Source organism: Pseudomonas sp. FeS53a (assembly GCF_000931385.1).
In the GTDB taxonomy this organism is placed as follows: Bacteria; Pseudomonadota; Gammaproteobacteria; order Pseudomonadales; family Pseudomonadaceae; genus Metapseudomonas; species Metapseudomonas otitidis.
On record NZ_JYFT01000010.1, the window covers coordinates 1 to 23,845 of the forward strand.

At 72.2% G+C, this 23,845-nt stretch carries 14 protein-coding genes; 5 read left to right on the forward strand and 9 right to left on the reverse strand.

Annotated features, from left to right (window positions below; translation table 11 throughout):
- Nucleotides 1-321: 321 nt before the first annotated feature.
- From SZ55_RS03540 to SZ55_RS03560, 5 genes are all read right to left on the reverse strand, one after another.
- Nucleotides 322-1,353, reverse strand: coding sequence for a DUF5924 family protein (locus SZ55_RS03540; protein WP_044401418.1), 1,032 nt, complete (start codon nt 1,351-1,353; stop codon nt 322-324).
- 78 nt (nt 1,354-1,431) lie between these two features.
- On the reverse strand, nt 1,432-2,805 hold the full coding sequence (locus SZ55_RS03545) for a M16 family metallopeptidase (RefSeq protein ID WP_044401421.1): 1,374 nt from the start codon (nt 2,803-2,805) through the stop codon (nt 1,432-1,434).
- A gap of 69 nt (nt 2,806-2,874) precedes the next feature.
- Entirely contained in the window at nt 2,875-4,458 is a 1,584-nt protein-coding gene (locus SZ55_RS03550) for a methyl-accepting chemotaxis protein (protein WP_044401424.1), read from the reverse strand.
- Nucleotides 4,455-6,686, reverse strand: a complete 2,232-nt coding sequence (locus SZ55_RS03555) for a putative bifunctional diguanylate cyclase/phosphodiesterase (protein ID WP_152644434.1) — start codon at nt 6,684-6,686, stop codon at nt 4,455-4,457. Before SZ55_RS03555 ends, SZ55_RS03550 begins: the two co-directional genes overlap by 4 nt.
- Before the next feature lie 152 nt (nt 6,687-6,838).
- Complete coding sequence (locus SZ55_RS03560) at nt 6,839-7,153, reverse strand: hypothetical protein (RefSeq protein WP_044401429.1); 315 nt, start codon at nt 7,151-7,153, stop codon at nt 6,839-6,841.
- Nucleotides 7,154-7,332: 179 nt separating this feature from the next.
- Between SZ55_RS03560 and SZ55_RS03565 the strand changes: the two genes are divergently transcribed.
- The gene (locus SZ55_RS03565; protein ID WP_044401433.1) at nt 7,333-8,244 is read left to right on the forward strand and encodes a bile acid:sodium symporter family protein; all 912 of its coding nucleotides are present in this window, start codon (nt 7,333-7,335) and stop codon (nt 8,242-8,244) included.
- On the forward strand, nt 8,232-9,179 hold the full coding sequence (locus SZ55_RS03570) for an SDR family oxidoreductase (protein ID WP_044401436.1): 948 nt from the start codon (nt 8,232-8,234) through the stop codon (nt 9,177-9,179). The genes SZ55_RS03565 and SZ55_RS03570 overlap by 13 nt, the downstream gene beginning before the upstream one ends.
- A gap of 11 nt (nt 9,180-9,190) precedes the next feature.
- On the opposite strand, the gene SZ55_RS03575 is transcribed toward SZ55_RS03570, so the two are convergent.
- A complete protein-coding gene (locus SZ55_RS03575; RefSeq protein WP_044401439.1) occupies nt 9,191-10,228 on the reverse strand; it encodes an AraC family transcriptional regulator in 1,038 nt (345 codons plus the stop codon).
- 42 nt (nt 10,229-10,270) lie between these two features.
- Nucleotides 10,271-11,968, reverse strand: coding sequence for a Na/Pi cotransporter family protein (locus SZ55_RS03580; RefSeq protein WP_044401442.1), 1,698 nt, complete (start codon nt 11,966-11,968; stop codon nt 10,271-10,273).
- A 314-nt stretch (nt 11,969-12,282) separates the two neighbouring features.
- Between SZ55_RS03580 and recC the strand changes: the two genes are divergently transcribed.
- The 3 genes from recC to recD are packed head-to-tail and all read left to right on the forward strand — an operon-like array spanning nt 12,283 to nt 20,929.
- Complete coding sequence (gene recC, locus SZ55_RS03585) at nt 12,283-15,531, forward strand: exodeoxyribonuclease V subunit gamma (protein ID WP_044401445.1); 3,249 nt, start codon at nt 12,283-12,285, stop codon at nt 15,529-15,531.
- Nucleotides 15,528-19,067: an exodeoxyribonuclease V subunit beta gene (gene recB, locus SZ55_RS03590; protein ID WP_044401448.1), complete on the forward strand. Its 3,540-nt coding sequence runs from the start codon at nt 15,528-15,530 to the stop codon at nt 19,065-19,067. The genes recC and recB overlap by 4 nt, the downstream gene beginning before the upstream one ends.
- On the forward strand, nt 19,064-20,929 hold the full coding sequence (gene recD, locus SZ55_RS03595) for an exodeoxyribonuclease V subunit alpha (RefSeq protein ID WP_044401451.1): 1,866 nt from the start codon (nt 19,064-19,066) through the stop codon (nt 20,927-20,929). Before recB ends, recD begins: the two co-directional genes overlap by 4 nt.
- A 134-nt stretch (nt 20,930-21,063) precedes the next feature.
- On the opposite strand, the gene SZ55_RS03600 is transcribed toward recD, so the two are convergent.
- Nucleotides 21,064-22,404, reverse strand: a complete 1,341-nt coding sequence (locus SZ55_RS03600; protein ID WP_044401454.1) for a hemolysin family protein — start codon at nt 22,402-22,404, stop codon at nt 21,064-21,066.
- A gap of 112 nt (nt 22,405-22,516) precedes the next feature.
- On the reverse strand, nt 22,517-23,821 hold the full coding sequence (phoR, locus tag SZ55_RS03605; RefSeq protein WP_044401457.1) for a phosphate regulon sensor histidine kinase PhoR: 1,305 nt from the start codon (nt 23,819-23,821) through the stop codon (nt 22,517-22,519).
- Nucleotides 23,822-23,845 lie beyond the last annotated feature (24 nt).

Genomic DNA, 23,845 nt, shown 5'->3' on the forward strand with positions numbered 1-23,845 from the left:
TGTTTGGCGATGTCGATGCCGATGACGCTGGGCATGGATTCTCCTCTCGATCCGTTCAGACGCGATCATCACTGCACCCGGCCCAACCTTGTGAATGCGAGCTCGAAGCTCTGGATACCGTTCGGGCTGTTCGAGTGAGTGTGGAGGGGCGGAGCACTATCTACGTTGCAGGCTCGCGGCCTAAGGGTGGGCACGGCTTCCTATCCCTCCCCCGATGATCAGTCGGGGACTATGCCCCTGGGGTGGGGCAGTAGTCGAGATACAAGGGTGGGCTTCAGCCCACCGCCATGGCATCCCACCGTCGCTGGGCCGTGGATCCGCTCAACGGGGCTTGGGCGGCAACGGGTCTTCGGTGACCTCGAAACGCAGGGTGCCGATCATCTGGCCGGCCTCGGTCACCACCCGCACCTGCCATTTGCCCACCGGGTTGGCGGGGAAGCGCTGCTTGTGGGTCCAGGCGCGGTAGCCGGCCTCGCGGCCGCCGTGGATGTCGAGGGCGATGCGGTCCACCTCGCGGCCCTCGAAGCGCCACACGTGGTAGATGCGCTCGTTCAGCCCGCGCGGGGCGTTGATCGCGGTGTAGGCGTAGAGGCCGTCGGCCCGCAGCTTGGCGGCGGAGATCTGCTCCACGCCCTGCCCCGGGGTGCGCTGGTTCATCTCCGGCGTCACCGCCACTTCGGTCAGCCACAGGGTGGCCGGCGGCACCATCACCCGGCCTAGCCAGCCGGCGGCGCCCAGGGCCAGGGTCAGCCCCACCAGGGCCAGGCCCCGGCGCAGGCTGCGCACGCGCATGGCGCTGCACAGGCTGAGGAACGACAGCAGCACGGCGATGCCCAGGGCCCACTGGAAGCTCTGCGCCGTGGTCAGGTGCAGGATGATCGGCAGCGCCGTCAGCAGCACGGCGAACAGCGCCAGGGAGTGGTAGGCCAGGTACAGCCAGCGGCGCGGTGCCAGGGCGTTGTTGTAGACCGGGTCGGTGATGGAGAACAGCGCCGCCAGCCCCAGCACCCCGGTGAACAGGGCCTGGCCGCTGTTCCAGCTGGTGGTGATGAAGAAGAACGGCAGCACGAAGAAGAAGCTTTCCTGGTGGATCAGCTGGGTCAGGAAGCGCGTCAGCGCCGGCGGCAGCTCGATCTTCAGCCAGCGCTCGATGGCCCGGCGGAACAGGTTCTCCGCCAGCAGCCAGACCCAGCTCACCAGCATCAGCACCGCCACCACCTTGGCCAGGCGCGCGCCACGGTCCACCAGGATGAAACTGCCCACCCCCGAGCAGAACCCGTACAGCGCCACCAGGCGCGGGTGGCGCTGGATGAAGGCGATGAGGGCGAACAGGCGGTCTTTCCAGAACGTCATGGCAGGGCGGCGTGGCAGGCGGGGGGCGGAAGGATACTGCCGTCGGCCGCAGGCTGAGAAGCCGGGCCGACGGCCAGTTCAGCGCCGCAGGCGGCGGTGCAGCCACCAGCCGGCCAGGGCCAGCAGGGCGAGCAGCGCGGCCAGCAGCCAGGCCAGTTGCTCGTAGGTCAGCAGGGGTGCCTCGATGCGCAGGTAGCCCGGCTCGGCGAACAGCGCGCGGACGGTGCTGTCGACCTGCTCCGGGGTGACCTGGGCGAAAGCCTTGGCGGTGCTCTCGAAGCGCCCGTCCTGGTAGGTGCCGAGGGCGCCCCAGTAGTAGTCCGCCAGGGCCACGTCGCCCTGGGCGGCCCAGGCCTGGCGATCCACCGCCAGCCGGCGCAGGCGCTCGAAGCTGGTCCGGTCGACGCCGTGCTCGCGCAGGCGCCGGGTGGTGTCCTGCAGCACCTGCACCGCTTCGTCGAGGTCCTCGCGCTCCAGGTCGGCGTTGAGGCTGGTGAAGCTCTGCCCGCCATAGGCGCGGCGGTCCGTCCAGGGGCCGTAGGAGAGGCCGCTGCGGATGCGCAGCTGCTGGTACAGCTCCCAGTCCAGGTAGTCCTGCAGCAGCTCCAGGGTGGCGTAGTCGGCCCCGTCCTCCAGCGGCTCGGGGAAGATCCAGTGCAGGGTGGCGCCATTGCCCACCAGGCCCTTGCGCAGGGTCAGGCGCGGCGCGGCCTCGGCGCTGATGGTGGGCAGCGCCGGGTGCTCGCGTACCTCCACCGGCGGCAGCTCGCCGTAGCGGCGATCGAGGTAGGCGGGCAGGCGCGGGTCGAGGTCGCCGACCACGATCAGGGACATGTTGTTGGCGCCGTACCAGGTGTCACGCACATCCTGCAGGCGTTCCAGTGTCAGCCCCTCCACCGAGGGGCGCTCGGCGCAGGCCAGGCCCAGCTCCACGGCGAGCTGCTCGTGGGCCTCGCGGCCCAGGGACTGGTGGTCCAGCAGGCGCTCCAGGTGCGAGTAGTGGCCGCCCCCCTCGCGCTGTACCACGCGCTTGGCGGCGGCGACGCGGCCTTCGTCCAGGGGCGTTTCGCGGAGGATCGCCAGCAGCAGGTCGAGGGCCTGGCGCTGGTTGCGCGCGGCCACTTCCAGCACGAAGGCGGTGTCGCTGTCGCTGGTGAAGGCGTTCCATTCGCCGCCCAGGGCCTGCATGCGCGCCTCCAGGTCGGCCTCGCCGTTGCCGGGCAGGCCGCTGAAGAACAGGTGCTCCAGCAGGTGCGGCAGCTCTTTCTCGTCGCAGGCGAAGTCGTCGAAGCCGACCCCCACCACCAGGCGGATGGAGACGTGGCCCCGGTTCGGGGTGGGCTTGAGGATGACCTGCAGGCCGTTCTCCAGCAGGTAGCCCTCGACCTGGTCACGGTCGAAGGCGTGGGCCGGGGTGCCGAGCAGGAGCAGCAGGCAAAGCAGGTAGCGCATGGCGGGCGGGGACGGCGGCTGGCGGGAACGAAGCGCCGAGCATAGCGGATCGTCCGCCCCCGTGCCCGTCTACGACAGGCTGCGCCGCCCGCTCCAGAACTGCAGCGCTAGCTGCCGCAGGTTGACTGCCAGCCCCGCCACCTCGCCGGCGCTGTGGTGGCTGCACTGGCCGCTGGCGGCGTTCTGGTCGGCCGCCAGGCGGATGGCCTCCAGGCTGCGCTGGATCTCGTCGCCGGCGGCGCCCTGCTGCTCCACTGCGCTGGCGATCTGCAGGCTCATGTGGGTGATGGCCGCCACCTGCTGGTTGACCTGCTCCAGCGCCTGGCTGGCGCGCCGGGCCTGTTCCAGGCTGTCGCCGGCGCGTTCGCCGCTGCGGCGCATGGCCTGCATCGCCTGTTCGCTGCAGCTCTGCAGGGCGCTGATCATGCGGTGGATCTCGGCGGTGGACTGCTGGGTGCGCCCGGCCAGGGCCCGCACCTCGTCGGCCACCACGGCGAAGCCGCGCCCGGCCTCGCCGGCACGGGCCGACTCGATGGCGGCGTTGAGCGCCAGCAGGCTGGTCTGCTCAGCCACGCCCCGGATCACGTCGAGCACCTGGCCGATCTCGCCGCTGCGGGCCTGCAGGGTTTCCACCACCCAGCCGGCCTCGCGCACCTCGCGGTCCAGTTCGGCGATCCGCTCGCAGGTGGCCTGTACTTCCTCGCGGCCCAGGCGGGCGGCGTCGTCGGTGCGGTCGGCGGCGCTGGCGCTGTGCTGGGCGCTGCGCGCCACCTCCTGCACGCTGCTGGCCATCTGGCTCATGGCGCCGGCCACCTGGTCGGTCTCCTCCAGCTGGCGCTGGCTGCCGGCGCTGCCCCGGCTGACCGCCTCGGCCAGGCGCTCGGCGTGCTCGGCCAGCAGGTGGGAGGATTCGGCGATGCGCCCCACCAGGGCGCCGGCCTCGGTCTCCAGCATCTGCAGGCACAGCGCCAGGCGGCCGAATTCGTCGTGGCGCTGGCAGTACACCGCCTGGCTCAGGGGGTTGTCGGCGATGGCGCCGGCCCGCGCCAGCAGGGCGTCCAGCGGGCGCAGCTGCCAGCGCAGCCAGGCGCCGGCGGTGAGCACCGCCACCAGCAGCGAGGGCAGCGCGGCCCACTCGCCCTCGGGGGCTAGCACGGCGTGGGTCAGCAACCCGAGCACGCCACCCAGCAACGGGCCGCCCAGCAGGCGCAGGTGCAATGGCAGGGGCCGCGGGCGCAGCGGGCGCCCGCTGGACAGCTCGGCATAGAGCCGTTCGGCCCGGGCCACCTGCTCACGGGTGGGGCGGGTGCGCACCGACTGGTACTCCACCACCTGGCCTTCGCGCACCACCGGGGTGACGAAGGCGCTGACCCAGTAGTGGTCGCCGTTCTTGCAGCGGTTCTTCACCAGGCCCATCCAGTTGCGGCCGGCCTTGAGGGTCTGCCACAGGTGCTCGAAGGCCGCCGGCGGCATGTCCGGGTGGCGCACCATGTTGTGGCTGTGGCCCAGCAGCTCCTCGCGGGTGAAGCCGCTGATGTCGATGAAGTCCTGGTTGACGTGGGTGATCACGCCCTTCAGGTCGGTGGTGGAGAGGATGTTGGCGTCGGCGGGGAAGTCCACCGCGCGTCCGGTGACCGGCAGGTTGCGCTTCATCGCTGGGCCCCCTCGAAGGTGCGGCTGGGCTGGCCGAGCAGGCAGGCGAGGCTGTCCTCGCCGTCCAGCAGGCGCTGCAGGTGGTCCGGGGCGCGCGGCTGGCTGAACCAGAAGCCCTGGGCGTAGCGGCAGTCCTCGTCGAGGAGGAAGTCCAGCTGGGCCGGGCTCTCCACGCCTTCGGCGATCACCTCCAGGCCGAGGCTGGCGCCCAGGCCGATGATGGCGCGGGAGATGGTGCGCAGCTCGGCGTCGTCGGGCACGCCGGCGATGAAGCTGCGGTCCACCTTGAGGATGTGCAGGGGGAAGCGCTTGAGGTAGCCGAGGGACGAGTAGCCGGTGCCGAAGTCGTCCAGCGCCAGGCGCACGCCCTGGCAGGCCAGCTCGCGCAGGCAGGCGAGGGTGTCGGCGCCGTCCTGCATCAGCAGGCTCTCGGTGATCTCCAGCACCAGGCTGGCCGGGTCCAGCCCGGTCTCGGCGAGGATCGCCCGCAGCCGCTGGGCGAAGCCCGGCTGGTGCAGCTGGCGGCTGGAGAGGTTGACCGAGCAGCGCAGGTCGGCCTGGCCGGCCCGTTGCCAGGCGCGGGTCTGGCGGCAGGCCTCGCGCAGCACCCAGTCGCCCACGGCGATGATCTCGCCGGACTCCTCCAGGGCCGGGATGAAGCGCGCCGGGGACACCAGGGCATCGCCCTGGCGCCAGCGCAGCAGGGCCTCCACCGCCACCAGGCGCGGCTGGCCCTGGTCGACCCGGCAGATGGGCTGGTAGTGGAGGAAGAACTCCTGCCGCGCCAGGGCCTGGGCCAGGGCGCTTTCCAGTTCCAGGCGCTGCTTGGCGGCGGTCTGCAGGTCCTGGCTGAAGCGGGCGATCTGCGCCTTGCCGGATTCCTTGGCGCGGTACAGCGCCAGGTCCGCCGCCTGCAGCGCGTCGATGGTCTGGCCTTCGGCCTGCAGGGCGGTGAAGCCGATGCTGGCGCTGACCACCAGGGTGCGGTCGTCCAGGTGCAGGGGCTGGTGCAGGCTTTCCAGCATGCGCTTGGCCACCTGTTCGGCATCGCCCAGGTGGGCCAGGTCGTCCAGCAGCACGACGAACTCGTCGCCGCCGAAGCGCGCCAGGTGGTCGCCGGGGCGCAGGCAGCGCTTGAGGCGCTGGGCCACCTCCACCAGCACGCGGTCGCCCACGGCGTGGCCGAGGCTGTCGTTGATCAGCTTGAAGCGGTCCAGGTCGATGAACAGCAGCGCCGCCTGCCGCGCGCCGGGCTTGAGCTGGCGCTGCAGGGCCTGTTGCAGCAGCTCGTCCAGGCGCAGGCGGTTGGCCAGGCCGGTGAGCGGGTCGTGGCGGGCGGCATGGCTGAGCTGGTGCTCGGTGGCCTTGCGCTGGCTGATGTCGCTCTGGGAGCCGGCCATGCGCTGCCCTTCGGCAACGCCGCGCACCTGTACCCAGAGGTAGCCGCCGTTCTGCTGGCGGATGCGGTACTCGTGGCTGAGCCAGGGCGCGTCGCCGCGCAGGTGGGCGTCGATGGCCTGGCGCAGGGCCGGCAGGTCGTCGGGGTGGACGCGGGCGAACCAGGCGGCGCTGGTCTCGCCGAGGGCGTCCCGGGGCAGGCCGAGCATGCTCGCCCAGCGCTCGGAGACGTAGAGCCGGTCGTGGGCCAGGTCCCAGTCCCAGATGCCGTCGTGGGCGCCGCGCAGGGCGCGGGCGAAGCGCGCCTCGCTGTCTTCCAGGGCCTGGCGCTGGGCGGCGCTGTAGGTGTCCACCGCCAGGGAGATGTCGAAGAACACCACCTTCAGCAGGCTGCCCAGGGTGCGGGTGGCGTCGCTGTCGCCCAGCAGGCTTTCGACCATCTGCGCCAGGTACAGGCGGTAGGCGCCCAGGTACCACTTCAGGTCCACGCCGACGTGCTGGTGCACCAGCCCCACGCGCAGCCGGTTGAGCACGTAGTCCGGGTCGTAGGGGCCGCTCCAGAGGCGCTTGTAGTAGTCCAGCTGGCTGGCCTTGAGCCGGGCCAGGGTGGCCGGGTTGCGCAGGATGCTGGCCAGCGGCGGGAACAGGTCCAGGTGCGCGTAGAGACGCTCGACGAAGGCCAGGTGGACGGCCTCCATGGCGTCGGCATGGCGGTTCAGGCGCTCCGCGTCCAGGGCCTGCCAGTCCAGGTAGCGGCAGCGCTGGTCGATCTCGCGGTTGCTCAGGCCGATGCGCGCGCGCAGGCCTTCCAGTTGTCCTTTCAGCTCCATAGCGTCTCCCATGGATCACGGGCAATAAAAAAGGCGCCACGGGAGGCCGTTCCAATTGGAACGGCCTCCCGTGGCGCCTTGTCTTGCAGGCCCTTCGTCCTGCCCGGCAAAGCCGGCCCCCGCTGCCTGCGGGGCCTTCGCAGCGCTGGTTTTTACACCAGCGGGGCGGGGTGCGACAACTCTTCCCGCGCCTCTTCCAGGCGCCGGCGCAAGTGCCCGAGTTCACGGGATTTGAAGGCATGGCGGGTGCGTTCGAGCACCGCGATGGCCTCGTCCAGCAACAGGCGCAAACGGATCGCGTCGCTCAAGGACGCGTCATTGAGCCAGCGGCAAAGTGGTGCGCGGGAGCAGTCGGCAGCGTCCTCGACGACCTCGCAGACGATGCCCATGGCCGGCAGCATGTCGCGCAGCAGGCAGGCCAGCGCGGGGTCGTTGATGGCGACGAGCGGTGGTTCGGAGCGGTCCATGGGCAGGGGCTTCAGGCTGATGGCAAAAGGCTACGCACTCTAGGCAGCGGCCCCTGGTCGAATATTGACCCGCGTCAGTCTGTCGCGATTCGCCATGACCGCTGGCCGGACCGGTCACTGCCGGCGGCCACAGGGGGCAGGTAGAGTGCCCGGCATAACGACAATGACAGGCGCCCTGCATGAACTACGACGCGAACCAGCAACTGGTGCTCGGCCTGGTGCTGGCGGTGATGATCTTCGGCGTGTCCCTGGAGCTGCGCACCGCCCAGTTCCTCGCCGTGCTCCGGCAGCCGCAGCCGGTGCTGGCGGGCATGCTCGGGCAGTGCCTGATCCTGCCCTGGGCGACCCTCGGGGTGACGCTGCTGGTGGACCTGCACCCGGGCCTGGAGCTGGGCCTGCTGCTGGTGGCCTGCTGCCCCGGCGGCAACCTGTCCAACGTGATGACCCACCTGGCGCGGGGCAATACCGCGCTGTCGATGAGCATGACCGCGCTGTCCAGCCTGCTGGCGCTGGTGCTGCTGCCGTTCAACTTCGCCCTCACCAGCAGCCTCAACCCCGAGGGCGCGGCCTACCTGGCCGGACGCCTGGATGCCCTGGCGATGGACCGCGGCGGCCTGCTGGTGAGCGTGTTGCTGCTGCTCGGCCTGCCGCTGGCGCTGGGCATGCTGGTGGGCAACCTGTGGCCGCGCTGGGCGACCCGGGCGATGCCCTGGTTCAAGCGCTTCGCGCTGCTGGCCTTCGTGGTCTTCGTGGCGGGCGCGGTGGCCGGCAACTGGCGGCTGTTCGTCGACAACCTCGGGCTGGTGTTCTTCATCGTGGTGCTGCACAACGCCAGCGCCATCGTGCTCGGCTGGCTGATGGCGGTGCTGGCCCGCCAGCACGGTGCCAACCGCCGGGCCATGGTGATCGAGATCAGCATGCACAACTCCGGGCTGGCGCTGGGGCTGATCTTCGCCCAGTTCGGCGGTGAGCCGAACATGGCCCTGGTGGCGGCCTTCTGGGGCACCTGGCACCTGGTCAGCGGCCTGCTGCTGGTGGCGTACTGGCGCAACCGCCCGTTGCCCGAGGAGGTGCCGGCATGCGCGTCCTGATCACCGGCGGCGGCGGCTTCATCGGCCGGCAACTGGTGGAGGCCCTGGCCGCGCGCCACCCGGACTGGCCGCTGCTGGCCACCGACGTGCGCGAGTGGCCGGCACCCGAGGGCGTGGCCCGGGCCTGGCTCGACGTCAGCCAGGCCCGGACAGTGCATGACTGCATCCGCGCCTGGCGCCCGGACGCCATCGTCCACCTGGCCTCGGTGGTGACGCCGCCGCCGGGCATGGACGAGGCCACCCTGCACGCCATCGACGTGGGGGGCACCCGCGCGGTGCTGGACGCCGCCATCGCGGCAGGCGTCGGGCAACTGGTGGTGACCAGCTCCGGCGCCGCCTACGGCTACCACCCCGACAACGCCGAGTGGATCGACGAGGACCAGCCCCTGCGTGGCCACGACGCCTTCGCCTACGCCCGCCACAAGCGCGAGGTGGAGCGGCTGCTGGCCGAGGCGCGCCGGGCGCATCCGCAACTGCGCCAGCTGGTGCTGCGCCCCGGCACCATCCTCGGCCGGCAGGTGGACAACCAGATCACCGCGCTGTTCGAGAAGCCCAGCGTGCTCGGCGTGCGCGGGCACGACAGCCGCTTCGTGTTCATCTGGGACGAGGACGTGGTGGACATCCTCGTCCAGGGCCTGGAGCGCGGCAGCACCGGGCTCTACAACCTCGCCGGGGATGGCGCGCTGTCCCTGGCGGAGATCGCCGGGCTGCTGGGCAAGCCCTACCGGCCGCTGCCGGCGGGGCTGATCCGCCTGGTGCTGGGGCTGCTGCGGCCGCTGCGGCTGACCCGCTACGGGCCGGAGCAGCTGGACTTCCTGCGCTATCGGCCGGTGCTGGACAACCGGCGGCTGAAGGCGGTGTTCGGCTATGTGCCGAGGTACAGCAGCCGCGAGGCGTTCCTGGCCTTTCTCGCTGCCCGGGGCGGGCGCCGCTAGCGCCGCCTCGGCTACGCCTGCGCTGCCTGGCGCCGGGCCTGGCGGTATTCGCCGGGGGTCATCCCGGTCCACTGGCGGAAGGCGCGGAAGAACACGCTGGGTTCGGAGTAGCCGAGCAGCAGGGCGATTTCGGCGATGGGCAGGTCGGCGTCCTGCAGGTGCCGCTCGGCCAGTTGCCGGCGGGTGTCGATCAACAGGTGCTGGTAGCTGCTGCCTTCTTCAGCGAGGCGGCGCTGCAGGGTGCGTTCGCTGAGGCCGAGGACGCTGGCGAGGGCGGCGCGGTCGGGTTCGCCATGGGCCAGCTGGGCACCCAGCAGGGCCACCACCCGCGCCCGCAGGCCTTCGCTGGGCAGGCGCGCGAGCAGGGCTTCGGCGTGCTGGCGCAGCACCGCCTGCAAGGGCGGGTTGGCCTGCTTGAGCGGGGCCTGGCGCAGGCTCAAGGGCAGCACCAGGGCGTAGTCGGCGGCGTCGAAGACCAGGGGGCAGCCGAAGCAGGCCTGGTAGGGCGCCAGGTCGGCCGGGGCCGGGTGCTGGAAGGTGGCGCGCAGCAGGCGCAGGTCGTCCAGCAGCGGGCGCATCAATCCCACCCAGAAGGCCATCAGCGCCAGCACCCGTGTGCGGGTGGCGGGCGCATGGGGGTCGAGGGGGCGGTAGAGGGTCCAGAGCTCGTCGCCCCGGGCGTCCACCACCAGGGTGCCGCCCTCGCCCACCAGGCGCTGGTAGCGCAGTTCCGCTTCCAGGGCCTCGCCCAGGGTCGGGCTGCTCTGCAGCAGGTAGCCGAGCACGCTGAACTGCCCGGGGGCCAGGGCGCTACCCAGGGCCAGGCCGGGTTCGGGGGCGTCGAGGTGACGGGCGATGCTGTGCCAGAGGGCTTCCTGCCGGGTGAAGGGGATGCGCGCGTCGGGGGCGTTGAGGTCGGCTTCGGCCAGGCCGCTGTCCTGCAATAGCGCGGCCCTGGGCAGGCCCAGGGCCACGGCGGCGTGCAGCACGGCCTGGGTCAGGCTGGCGCTGACCGAGGCGTGTCCGGAGGGGGTGGCAGGCGGGCTCATGGGCAGGATTCTGCCCAAGGCCGCGTCTGTCGGAAAGCGCTGTCAGCGGTGCGAGGTGATCTCCGGCGGGTAGGCCACTTCGACGTCGCGCTGCGGGTCGATGTCGTCTTCGTCCCGGGCGCTGAGCGGGGCCTCGGGGTTGTCCAGCACGGCGTAGGAGATGGCGCAGAACAGCGAGTTGAGGCGCTTCATGTCGCTGATCAGGCCCAGGTGCAGGGCGCTGGTCTCCATGCTTTCCACCACCTGCTGGTGCAGCCGCTCCAGGTGCGCATGGGACAGCCGCCGCACCAGCACGCGGAAGCGCTGCTTGGCGCGGCGCAGGCGCTTGGCGTTCTCCTGGTCGCCGTTGAGGAACACCGAGAGGCTCAGGCGCAGGTTGTCCACCAGTTGCTGGTGCAGGTCGCCGATGTCGGCCAGGCCGGCGTCGGAGAAGGAGCGCTGCTGGGCGGTCTTCTTGTGCTGCACGTCGCCGAGCATGCGCTCGATCAGGTCGCCGGCCTGCTCCAGGTTGATGGTCAGCTCGATGATCTCGGCCCAGCGCCGGCTGTCGCGCTCGCTGAGGTCCTCGCGGGGCATGCGCGCCAGGTAGAGCTTGATGGCGGTGTAGAGGGCGTCGATGTCGTCGTCCAGGCGGTGAATCTCGCGGCCCAGGCTGGGGTCGGCGCCGCGCATCAGCGCCAGCAGGTGGTTGAGCATCTGCTCGACGATGTCCCCCAGGCGCAGGGTCTCGCGCACGGCGTTGGCCAGGGCCAGGCTCGGCGTGTCCAGGGCGGTGGGGTCCAGGTGGCGCGGCCTCGCGACGTCGGTGGGCTGCTCGCGGTCAGGCAGCAGCCAGTCGCAGAAGCGCGCCATGTAGGGCGTCAGCGGCAGGAACAGCAGGCAGCGCACGCTGTTGTAGAGCACGTGGAAGGCGATCACCAGTTCGGCGGTGGAGAACGGCCAGGTGTCCAGCCAATTGGCCAGCGGGCCCACCAGCGGCAGCACCAGCAGGGTGCCGGCGAGCTTGAACAGCAGGCTGCCCAGGGCCACCCGGCGACCGGCGGCGTTCTGCGAGGTGGCGCTGATCATCGCCAGGATGCCGCTGCCGACGTTGGCGCCGATCACCAGGCACAGCGCCACCTTGAGCGGGATCACCTTGGCCGCCGCCAGGGTGGCGCTGAGCAGCACCGCCGCCAGGCTGGAGTAGGTGATCATGGCGAACAGCGCGCCGGTGAGGGCGTCGAGCATCACGTCGCCGGTCAGCGAAGAGAACAGCACCTTCACCCCCTTGGCGGTGGTGATGGGCTCGGCAGCGGCGACGATCAGCTGCAGCGCGAGGATGATCAGCCCCAGGCCGATGGCCACCCGGCCCATCTGGCCGAGGCGGGTCTGCTTGCGCGAGAGGAACAGGATCACCCCGAAGAAGATCAGCAGCGGCGACAGCCACGACAGGTCGAAGGTCAGCACCCGCGCCATCAGCGCCGTGCCGACGTCGGCGCCGAGCATGATCGCCAGCCCCGAGGACAGCCCCATCAGCCCCTGGGCGACGAAGGACGTGACCAGCAGCGCCGTGGCGTTGCTGCTCTGCACCAGCGCCGTGACGCCGATGCCGGCGGCGAAGGCCAGCGGGGTGCGGCGCATGGCGTGGCCGAGCAGGCGCCGCAGGTCGCTGCCGTAGACCCGGAGGATGCCGGTCCGCACGATGTGGGTCCCCCAGACCAGCAGGGCCACGGCGGAAAGCAGGTTGAGCAAGGTGAGCATCGGACCCCTCCTTCAAGAAGCCGGTCGCGCGCCGCCCCAATTGCCGGGCGGAGATCGCGACACGTTCCCGGGGCCCTGGCTGCCGCCATTCCCTGGCAGGACCAGGCCCCCACAGACGAGGGCGCCGCGTGGCGGCGCCGTGACATCAGACTGTCACGCGATTGTCATGTTCCGAGGCGCATCGGGCCAGCCCCGCGCTGCGCGCATCCACCTCCCTGTAAGCCAGTTAAGTCGGCAATTCCTGTCCGCGCGCGGCGTCGCCCCCAATCGGGTCAACTGATACCCTGTGCGCTCCCGATCGACGCGGCCCGCCCATGCTCAACCTCTACCACGCCAACGACCTGGAAAGCCTCGGCGAGCTGGCCTGCGCCCTGCTCGCCCAGCCGCTGGCGGACCCGCTGGCCCCGGCCAAGGTGGTGGTGCCGAGCCAGGGCATAGGCCGCTGGCTGACCCTGCAACTGGCCCGCGCCCAGGGCATCGCCATGCAGCTCGACGTGCAGCTGCCGGCGCGCTTCGTCTGGGACCTCACCCGCCAGGTACTGGGCGAACTGCCGCCGCAGTCGGCCTTCAACCCCACCACCCTGACCTGGCGCCTCTACGACTGGCTCTGCGAGCCCGCGCACCTGGAGCAGGCGCCGCGCCTGGCGCAGTACCTGGAGGGCGGGGACCAGCGCCGCCGCCTGACCCTGGCCGCACGCATCGCCGACGTCTTCGACCAGTACTTGCTCTACCGCGACGACTGGCTGGCCGCCTGGGAGCGCGGCGAGCTGCTCGGGCTCGGCCCCGACGAAGCCTGGCAGGCGCTGCTCTGGCAGGCCCTCACCGTCGACGGCCACCCCCACCGCGCGCGCCTGCTGGGCGACCTGCTGGCGCGGCTGCACGACCCGGCGCCCCTGGCCGGGCTGCCCGAGCGCCTGGTGGTGTTCGGCATCAGCAGCCTGCCGCCGCACCACATGCGTGTGCTGGAAGGGCTGGCGCGGCACTGCGAGGTCATCCTCTTCGCCCTCAACCCCTGCCGCGAAGCCTGGGGCGACATCCGCGACATCCGCGAGCTGGCCGCCCTGCCGGAGCCGGGCATCGACGACTGGTACCTGGACGTCGGCCACCCGCTGCTGGCCAGCCTCGGCAAGCAGGGGCGCGACTTCTTCGACGCCCTGTTCACCCTCGGCGGGCAGGACTTCGGCATCTACGCCGAGGACGACGGCCTGGACGACAGCAGCCTGCTGCGCGCCATCCAGAACGACATCCTGCGGCTGCGCACCCGCCACGCCGACGAGCGCCTGGCGCTGCGCCCGGACGACCGCTCGCTGGAGGTGCACGTCTGCCACTCGCCGCTGCGGGAAGTGGAGGTGCTGCACGACCAGCTGCTGGCCCGCTTCGCCGCCGACCCCGGGCTGACCCCCGACCAGGTGGTGGTGCTGACCCCCGACATCGAGCGCTACGCCCCCTACATCGAAGCGGTGTTCGCCCCCCGCGAGGGCGTGCCGCGCATCCCCTACAGCCTGGCCGACCGCAGCCTGCGCGCCGAGCTGCCGCTGGTGGAGGCCTTCCTCGCCCTGCTGGAGCTGCCCCAGAGCCGCTTCGCCGCCGAGGAACTGCTGGCCTGGCTGGAGCTGCCGGCCCTGGCGGCCCGCGCCGGCATCGACGCCGATGACCTGCCGCTGATCCGCGACTGGCTGCGCGAAGCCGGCGTGCGCTGGGGCCGTGACGCCCGCCACCGGGTGCGCCTGGGCCTGCCCGAGGACGACGCCTTCAGCTGGCGCCAGGGCCTGGAGCGCCTGGTGCTGGGCTTCGCCGCGCCGCCCCGGCTGGCCGGCGAGGCCCCGCCGCTGCTGGGGGACAGCTGGCCGCTGGATGCCCTCGAAGGCGCCCGCGCGCAACTGCTCGGCCGCCTGGCCGGCTTCATCCAGCGCCTTGGCGTGCTCGCCGACGACCTGGCCCGGCCGCGCCCGCTGGCGGACTGGGCCGAGACCCTGCAGGGGCTGATCGACCAGCTGTTCGACGAACGCGAGGCCGGCGAGACCCTGCTGCTGCTGTCCCAGGCCTGCGGCGAACTGCGCAAGCAGGGCGAGGCCGCGCTGATCACCCGCCCGGTGGAGCTGGCCCTGGTGCGCCAGCAACTGGTGGCCGCGCTGGATGCCGGCGGCGGCGCCTCGGGCTTCCTCACCGGCGCCGTGACCTTCTGCACCATGGTGCCCATGCGCAGCCTGCCGTTCCGCCTGGTGTGCCTGCTCGGCCTGGACGACGGCGCCTTCCCCCGGCGCACCCCCGCCGCCGGTTTCGACCTGATCACCCGCCGGCCGCGCCGGGGCGACCGCGCCCGGCGCCTGGACGACCGCTACCTGCTGCTGGAAACCCTGCAGTCGGCCCGCGACGGCCTCTACATCAGCTACGTTGGCCGCGACCCCCGGGACAACGCCGCGCTGCCGCCCTCGGTGCTGGTCAGCGAGCTGCTGGAGACCGTCGACCTCACCGCCCACGCCGACGGCGCCCCCGCCAGCCAGCGGGTGCTGGTCAACCACCCGCTGCAGCCCTTCGCCCCCGGCAACTTCGCTGGCGGCGTCCACCGTGGCTACGCCGCCCCCTGGTTCCGCGCCGCCCAGCGCCTGGCCGGCGAACCGCAGCCGGCCGCCGCGCCCTTCGCCGAGCCGCTGCCGGCGCCCGACGCCGACTGGCTGACCCTGGAACCCTCGATGCTGGTGCAATGCTTCCGCCACCCGGCGCGCTTCCTGCTGGAGCAGCGCCTCGGCCTGCACCTGGCCGAGCCCGAGGAAGCCCTCGCCAGCGACGAGCCCTTCGCCCTCGAAGGCCCCGCCTGGCGCGGCCTGCGCCAGCTCGCCCTGGACGCCGTCGAGCGCGGCTGGTCCGAAGCCGACGAGCGCCGCATCGCCCGCGCCGCCGGCTGGCTGCCCAGCGGCGAGCTCGGCCACGCCCTGTGGGGCCAGCTGCGCGGCCCGGTGCGCGCCTTCGCCCCCCGGCTGTTCGACGCCCGCCCGGAGAGCGCGCCGCAGCCGCTGCTGGTGGACCTGGAACTGGCCGGCGTGCGCATCCACGGCTGGCTCGACGGCGTGACCGAAGACGGCCTGTTCGGCTGGCGCCTGAACCGCCTCGGCGAATGGGAGCTGGCGCCCTTCTGGCTGCGCCACCTGCTGCTGAACATCGCCGCGCCCCCCGGCATCGCCCGGGAGAGCCGCCTGCTGTCGCCGGCCGGTGACTGGCAGGCCGGCCCCCTGGCCAACGCCCGGCAATTGCTGGAGCCCTGGCTGGTGGCGTACCGCGAGGCCCTCTGTACCCCGCTGCCGCTGATCACCAAGGCCAGCCACGGCTTCGCCCACGGCCTGCGCAAGCCCGGCCGCAAGGAGCCCCTGGAAGCGGCCCGCAGCAAGGCCCGCCTGGCCTGGGAAGGCCTCGACTTCGGCCCCCGTGGCGAATCCCAGGACCCCTGGTACGCCCTCGCCTTCCGCGACCGCGACCCCCTGGACGCACGCTTCGAAACCCTCGCCGAGACCCTGCTCGGCCCGGCCCTGGATGCCCTGACCGATGACGGCGAGGAGGACGCATGAGCCTCGACCTGCTCGACTCCCCCTTCGACGGCCGCAGCCTGATCGAGGCCAGCGCCGGCACCGGCAAGACCTGGACCCTGACCGCGCTCTACGCCCGCCTGCTGCTGGAGCGCCAGCTCGGCGTCGGGCAGATCCTGGTGGTCACCTACACCACCGCCGCCACCGCCGAGCTGCGCGAGCGCATCCGCGCGCGCCTGGCGGCGCTGCTGGCCATGTACGAGGGCGCCCCCGCGCCGGACCCGGTGCTGGCCGGGCTGCATGCCCGCTACCCGGGCGAGGACGCCCACCGCCGCCTGCTGCTGGCGGTGCACGGTTTCGACGAGGCGGCCATCTTCACCATCCACGGCTTCTGCCAGCGCGCCCTGCAGGACGCGGCCTTCGAGGCCGGCGGGGATTTCGACAGCGAACTGGCGGCCGACGACCGCGACGTGCTGGACGCCCTGCTCGCCGACCTCTGGCGCGCCGAACTGGCCGCCGCCGAGCCGGCCTGGGCGCGCTTCCTGGCGCAGAAACGGCTGACCCCGGCCAGCCTGCGCCAGCGCTTGCGCGGGCACCTGGGCAAGCCCTACCTGCGCATCGAGCCCCGCGACGCCGCCCCGGGCGACCTGGCCCCGGCCTGCGACGCCTGGGAACACGCCCGCAGCCTGTGGCTGCGCGACGCCGCCAGCTGCCTGGCCGAGCTGGCGGCTTTCGACGGGCTCAACAAGCGCAGCTACGACGCGGCCAAGTTCGCCCTCTGGCACAGCGAGCTGGACGCCTACTTTGCCGACCCGGCGGCGCTCTTCGCCCCGCCGGCAGGCCTGGAGAAGCTCGCCCGCGAGGCGCTGGCCAAGGGCTGCAAGAAGGGCTTCGACCTCCCGGAGTACCCGCTCTGCTCGGCCCTGCAAGGCCTGGTGGACGCGCTGGAGGCGGCCAAACCGGCCGGCGAGGCACGGCTGATCGCCCTGCAGGTGCGCCTGCTCGACACCCTCAACCGCGAGCTGCCCCAGCGCAAGGCGGCCCAGCGCCTGCTGGCCTTCGACGACCTGCTCAACCGCCTCGACGAGGCGCTGCAGGGCGAGGCCGGCGACGCCCTGGCCGCCGCCCTGCGCGAGCGCTACCCGGTGGCGCTGATCGACGAATTCCAGGACACCGACCCGGTGCAGTACGCCATCTTCCGCCGCGTCTACCCGGGCGGCGAAGCCGGGGGCGACCTGTGCTTCGTCGGTGACCCCAAGCAGGCCATCTACGCCTTCCGTGGCGCGGACCTGGCCACCTACCTCAAGGCCCGCGACGAGGCCGCCCGGCAATACAGCCTGGCCACCAACCACCGCTCCGTGCCACGCCTGATCGCCGCGCTGAACCGGGTCTTCGACCGCCCCCGCCCGTTCGCCGAGCCGGGGCTGGACTACCCGCCAGTGGGCGCCAGCGACAAGCCGCGCCCGCAGCTGGTGCTGCCCGAGGGCGGCGCCCCGCTGGAGCTGGTATGGCTGGGGGACGAGCCCCTCGGCAAGGGCGAGGCCGGCCGCGCGGTGGCCATCGACACCGCCCGCCGCATCGCCGCTTTGCTGGCCGCCAGCGCCGCCGGCCAGGCCTACTTCGAGGCCGACGGCGTGCGCACCCCGCTGCGCGGCGGCGACTTCGCCGTGCTGGTGGCCAGCCACCGCCAGGCCGGCGACGTGGCCGCCGAGCTGGCCACCCGTGGCGTACCCAGCGTGCGCCGTGGCCGCGACAGCGTCTGGCACAGCGAAGAGGCCGCCGAACTGGCCGCCGTGCTCGCCGCCTACGCCGAGCCGGGGCGCGAGGGCGTGCTGCGCTATGCCCTCTCCACCCGCCTGCTGGGCCGCGACGCCCAGGCCCTGGCCCGCTGCCAGGACGACGAGCACGCCTGGGACGAGGAACGCGAACGCGCCGAGCGCTACCACCAGTTGTGGCAGCAGCACGGCTTCATGCGCGCCTTCCGCGCCTGGCTCGACGAGCAGGCGGTGGCCGAGCGGCTGATCGCCCTGCCCGACGGCGAGCGGCGCCTGACCAACCTGCTGCACCTGGCCGAATTGCTGCAGGCCGAGAGCCTGCTGCGCCCCGGCCTGGAGCCGCTGCTGGCCTGGTTCATCGCCCAGTGCCAGGCCGAGAGCCACGGCGACGACGCCCTGCTGCGCCTGGAAAGCGATGCCGAGCGGGTGCAGATCGTCACCGTGCACACCTCCAAGGGCCTGGAATACCCGCTGGTGTTCTGCCCCTACCTGTGGGACGGCGCGCTGCTGCGCCGCGACGAAGACATCACCTGCCACGCCGAGGACGGCACCCCGCTGCTGGACCTGGGCGGCCCCGAGCTGGAGGCCCACCGCGAGCGCGCCCGCCGCGAGCGCTTCGCCGAACGCCTGCGCCTGGCCTACGTAGCCCTCACCCGCCCCCGCGACCGCCTCTGGCTGCACTGGGGCCCGGTGGCGGTGCCCAAGCCGAAGAAGGACGGCGGCCTGCCCGATGACGGACTGCACACCAGCGCCCTGGCCTGGCTGCTGCACGGCCGCACCCTGCCCGGCGACGCGCCCCTGGACGAACTGGCCGGCCACCTGGCGGCCCTGGAAGGCCCCGGCCTGCGCAAGGAGCTGGAGGCCCTGGCCGCCGACAGCGCGGGCGACATCGCCGTGGTGCCCCTGCGCGAGGCCGAGGCCAGCGCCCAGGGCGAGCACCGCGCCCCGCCGCCGACGGCCCTGGCGCAGCTGCAGCGCACCCTGCACAGCGCCTGGCGGGTCGGCAGCTTCTCCGGCCTGGCGGCCGGCATGCACATGGAGGCGCCGGACCGCGACGCCTTCTTCGTGCCGCCGGCCACCGACCCGGGCAGCGGCTTCCACGCCTTCCCGCGCGGCGCCCGGGCCGGCACCTGCCTGCACGCCATCCTCGAGGACTGGGTGCGCGGCGAGGGCGAGCTGGCCACGCTGGTGGACACCCACCTCAAGGGCCACGGCCTGCCGCTGGAATGGGCCGAGACCGCGACCCTGCACCTGCGCCAGGTGCTGGACACCGACCTCGACGGCGCCGGCCTGACCCTGGCCGGGCTCGACCCGGCGCGGCGCCTGCCGGAACTGGGCTTCACCTTCCCGGTGCGCCAGCTCGACCTGCACGGCCTGCGCGCGGTGCTGGCGGACCCGGCCCACGGCCTGCCGGCGCCCATGCGTGCGGCGGCCGAGCGCCTGGAGTTCGACACCCTCAACGGCTTCATGAAGGGCTTCATCGACCTCACCTTCGAGCACCAGGGGCGCTGGTACATCGCCGACTACAAGTCCAACTGGCTGGGGCCCGACGCCAGCTACTACGGCGGCGAACGCCTGGAGCAGGCCATCGCCGCCGAGCACTACCACCTGCAGTACCTGATCTACCTGGTGGCGCTGCGGCGCTTCCTGCGCCAGCGCCTGGACGGCTTCGGCCCGGACGGGCTGGGCGGCGCCTACTACCTGTTCCTGCGCGGCATGCCCGACGCCGGGGTGTACTTCCACCGCCCGGACGACGCGCTGCTGGACGCGCTGGACCGGCTGTTCGAGGAGGGCCCCCCATGACGCCTGCCGACCTGCCCCTGGGGCCGCTGGAGCGCTTCTTCGCCGACAGCCTGCTGCACCTGGAGCCCGACGCGCCGCTGCCGGTGCTGGTGGCCGGGGTGCTCTGCTGCCAGGCCCTGGCGGCGGGCGACGTGTGCCTGCCCCTGGCGCGCCTGGCCGGCCAGCGGGTGTTCGACGAGGGCATCGAGGGCTTCGACCTGCCGCCCCTGGATACCTGGCGGGCACAGCTGGCGGCCTCGCCGCTGGTGGCCACGGCCGGCGGTTACGCGCCGCTCACCCTGGACGGAGATCGCCTCTACCTCAGCCGCTACCACGCCTACGAGGCGCGCCTGGCCGAGGCCCTGCTGGGGCTGGCCACGGCCCGCCCGCCGGTGGACGAGGCGCAGCTGGGCGAGTCCCTGGCGCGATTGTTCGCCCGCAACACCCAGTCGCCGGACTGGCAGCGGCTGGCCGCTGCCCAGGCGGTGCGGCGCAACCTGGCGGTGATCTCCGGCGGCCCCGGCACCGGCAAGACCACCACCGTGGTGCGCCTGCTGGCGTCCCTGCTGGAGCAGCCCGGTGGCGAGCGCCTGGCCATTGGCCTGGCGGCCCCCACCGGCAAGGCGGCGGCACGCATGGCCGAAGCGATCCGCAATGCCAAGACCGACCTGCCGGTGAGCGACGCGGTGAAGAATCTGTTGCCGGAGGAGGCGCGCACCCTGCACCGCCTGCTCGGCAGCCACGGTGACAGCCCCCGGGTGCGCCACCACGCCGAGAACCCGCTGCCGCTGGACGTGCTGGTGGTGGACGAGGCCTCGATGGTGGACCTGGCGTTGATGGCCAAGCTGGTGGACGCGCTGCCCCCGGGTGCGCGGCTGATCCTGCTGGGGGACAAGGACCAGCTGGCGGCGGTGGAGGCCGGCGCGGTGTTCGCCGAACTCTGCGAGGGCCGGGGCCTGGACGCCACGGCGGCGGCCGAGCTGGAGCGCATCACCGGCCAGCCGGTGCCGGCGGAGATGCCCACCTCGCGCCTGGGGGATTCGGTGGTGCTGCTGACCCACAGCCACCGCTTCGCCGGGGACAGCGGCATCGGTGAGCTGGCACGGCGGATCAACGCCGGCGACGCCCGCGGCACCCTGGCGCTGCTGCGCGAGGGCCGCGCCGACCTGGCCTGGAACGCCGGGCCGCTGCAGGCCGCGCTGCTGGAGCGCCTGGATGCGGGCTACGCCCCCTTCATCAGTGCGGCGCGCCGGGGCGACCCGACGGCCGCCTTCGCGGCCTTCGCCGAGTTCCGCGCCCTCACCGCCCAGCGCGAGGGGCCCTGGGGCGTGGCCGGGATCAACGAGGCGCTGGAGGCGCGCATCAAGCGCCGCCTGGGCATCGCCAGCCGCGAGCGCTGGTACCCGGGGCGGGCGGTGATGGTGCGGCAGAACGACTACGCGCTGGGGCTGTTCAACGGCGACGTCGGCATCTGCCTGCCGACGCCCCATGGGCTGCGGGTGTTCTTCGAGGGCGAGGACGGCCACCGGCCCTTCTCCCCGGCCCGCCTGCCCAGCCACGACAGCGCCTTCGCCATGACGGTGCACAAGAGCCAGGGCTCGGAGTTCCGCGAGGTGCTGCTGGTGCTGCCGGAGCAGCCGAGCCCGCTGCTCAGCCGCTCGCTGTTCTACACCGGCATCACCCGCGCCCGGCAGCGGGTGGAGATCTGGGGCCTGCCCCAGCGCCTGGCCGAGGCGGTGAGCACCCGCGCCGAGCGGGCGGCGGGGCTGGCCGAGCGCCTGGCGCGTGAGCCGCAGCCGGCCGCGCCTCCGGCATCGGTGGCCGTTTCTGCGGCTCCGGCGGTATCGGTGCTGCCGGCTGGGGAACAGTTGGATCTGTTCTAGGGTGCTGGAGCGTTTGAGCGGTGGGCTGAAGCCCACCCTACGCCCACCCCACCCTCGCTCTGCGCCTGGCCGAGTCACAGCCTGGGCGGGAACGAGAACGGGGCCCGTGGGCCCCGTTGTCATGACGCGGTGGATCAGTCGATCCGCAGGACCTTGGCGAGGACGATCTTCGGGCCCTTCATCTTCTTGACGATGATGCGCAGGCCTTCGGTCTCCAGCACTTCTTCCTCTTCGGGAACCCGGTTGAGGCTGTCGTAGATCAGCCCGGCGAGGGTGTCGGCCTCGACATGGTCGAGGTCGATGCCGAGCAGGCGCTCGACCTTGAACAGCGGGGTGTCGCCGCGCACCAGCAGCTTGCCGGGCTGGTAGGCGAGCACGCCGCGCTCGGTCTTGCGGTGTTCGTCCTGAATGTCGCCGACCAGCACTTCGAGCACGTCTTCCATGGTCAGGAAGCCGACCACCTTGCCGTCGGCCTCTTCGACCAGGGCGAAGTGCGCGCCGCCCTGGCGGAACTGCTCCAGCAGGCGCGGCAGCGGCATGTGCTTGCTGACGCGCTCCACCGGGCGGGTGAGTTCGGCGAGGTCGAAGGACTCGGGCAGGCTGTCCAGGGCGGACAGGGCCAGGAGCAGGTCCTTGATGTGCAGGATGCCGATGAACTCGCCCTTGCGGTCGTCGTAGACCGGGTAGCGGCTGTACTTGTGGCGGCGGATGACGCCGAGGATGTCGGACAGCGGGGCGTCGTGCTCCAGGTAGATCAGGTCTTCCCGGGAGTTGGCCCAGTCCACCACTTCCAGCTCGCCCATCTCGACGGCGGAGGCGAGCACGCGCATGTCCTGGTCGCTGGGGTCGCGGGCGCGGCTGGAGTGGAGGATCAGCTTGAGCTCGTCACGGCTGTAGTGGTGCTCGTGGTGCGGGCCGGGCTCGCCCTGGCCGGCGATGCGCAGGATGGTGTTGGCGCTGGCGTTGAGCAGCCAGATGGCCGGGTACATGAGCCAGTAGAAGAGGTACAGCGGCACCGCCGTCCACAGCGACAGCAGCTCGGGCTTGCGGATGGCCCAGGACTTGGGTGCCAGCTCGCCGACCACGATGTGCAGGTAGGAAATGACGAAGAAGGCGGCGAAGAAGGAGATGCCGTGGAGCAGTTTCTCCGACTCCACGCCGACGGCGCTGAGCAGCGGGCCGAGCAGGTGGGCGAAGGCCGGCTCGCCGACCCAGCCGAGGCCGAGGGAGGCCAGGGTGATGCCCAGCTGGCAGGCGGAGAGGTAGGCGTCCAGCTGGTTGTGCACGGTGCGCAGGATGCCGCCGCGCCAGCCGTGCTGGTCGGCGATGGATTCCACGCGGGTGGCGCGCAGCTTGACCATGGCGAACTCGGCGGCGACGAAGAAGCCGTTGAGCAGCACGAGGAAGAGGGCGAACAGGACGAGGCCGAAATCGGCGAAATAGCTGGAGAAGGTGGAGCTTGTGGAAGGGTCCATTAGGGGTCAGGGCTGGCGAATGATCGGCTAAGGGTGAAGGCTGGGCCTTGAGTTTGCAAGCGGGCGGAAGGCCCCGGGAGCATGGGGCCCGGGGCACGCCGTGATGCCTGTCTCAGCGCTCGCCGGCCACCTGCGCGGGGGGGAAATGGCAGGTGAAGGTGCTGCCGTGGTTGAGCACGGAGCTGATGTCCAGGCGGGCGCGGTGGCGGATCAGCACGTGCTTGACGATGGCCAGGCCCAGGCCGGTGCCGCCGGTGTTGCTGGCGCGGCTGGAGTCGACCCGGTAGAAGCGCTCGGTCAGGCGCGGCAGGTGCTTGGCTTCGATGCCGATGCCGGAGTCCTGCACGGCCAGGTGCGCGCCCAGTTCGTCGCCCCACCAGCGGATGCGGATGTCGCCGCCGTCGGGGGTGTACTTCACGGCGTTGAACACCAGGTTGGAGAAGGCGCTGCGCAGTTCGGCCTCGCTGCCGCGCAGGCGCACGCCGGCGTCGGCCTCCAGTTCGATGCGGTGCTGGCGGCTGCCGGACAGGGCGAGGGCGTCGTGGCGGATGCTCTGCAGCAGGGCCTCGACCTCCACCGGCTGGTTATCGGAGGGGTAGTCGGTGGCTTCCAGCTTGGCCAGCAGCAGCAGGTCGTTGAGCAGGTTCTGCATGCGCCCGGCCTGCTGGTGCATCTGTTGCAGGGCGCGGCCCCAGCGCGGGTTCACGTCGTCGACGTTGTCCAGCAGGGTCTCCAGGTAGCCGGCGATCACCGTCAGCGGGGTGCGCAGCTCGTGGGAGACGTTGGCGACGAAGTCCTTGCGCATCTGCTCCAGCTGGTGGAGCCGGGTGATGTCGCGCACCAGCATCAGGTGCTCGCGGTTGCCGTACTGGGTGATGTGGAACTGCAGGCGCAGGCGGTCGTTGACCGGTGAGGGCAGTTCGAGGGCTTCGCGGTAGTTCTCCTGCTCGAAGTACTCCTTGAAGCGCGGGTGGCGCACCAGGTTGGTGACCGGCTGGCCGCTGTCCTGGGGGGTCTTGAGGCCCAGCAGGTTTTCGGCGGCGCGGTTCCACCAGTCGAGGTTGCCTTCGCTGTCGAGCATCACCACGGCGTCCTTGAGGGCGGCGGTGGACTCCTGCACGCGGTCGATCACCGCCTGCAGGCGCCCGCGCACGCGCTGGTCGCGGCGTTGCAGGTGGTAGATGCTGTCGAACACTTCGCCCCACAGGCCGTAGCCGTCCGGCGGCGGCTCGTCGGGTTTGTGCTCCTTGAGCCATTTGTGCAGGCGCAGCAGCTGGCTGAGGGTCCAGCCGAGGTAGGCGCCCAGGCCGATGGCCAGGGCCCAGCCGTATTCACCGGAGATGAAGCCGGCGAGGAGGCAGGCACCGAGCAGGAGGATCAAACGGCGGATTACGGCACGGCGCCAGTCCTGGTTCAACGGTCGCGTCCTTGTACGGCGGGG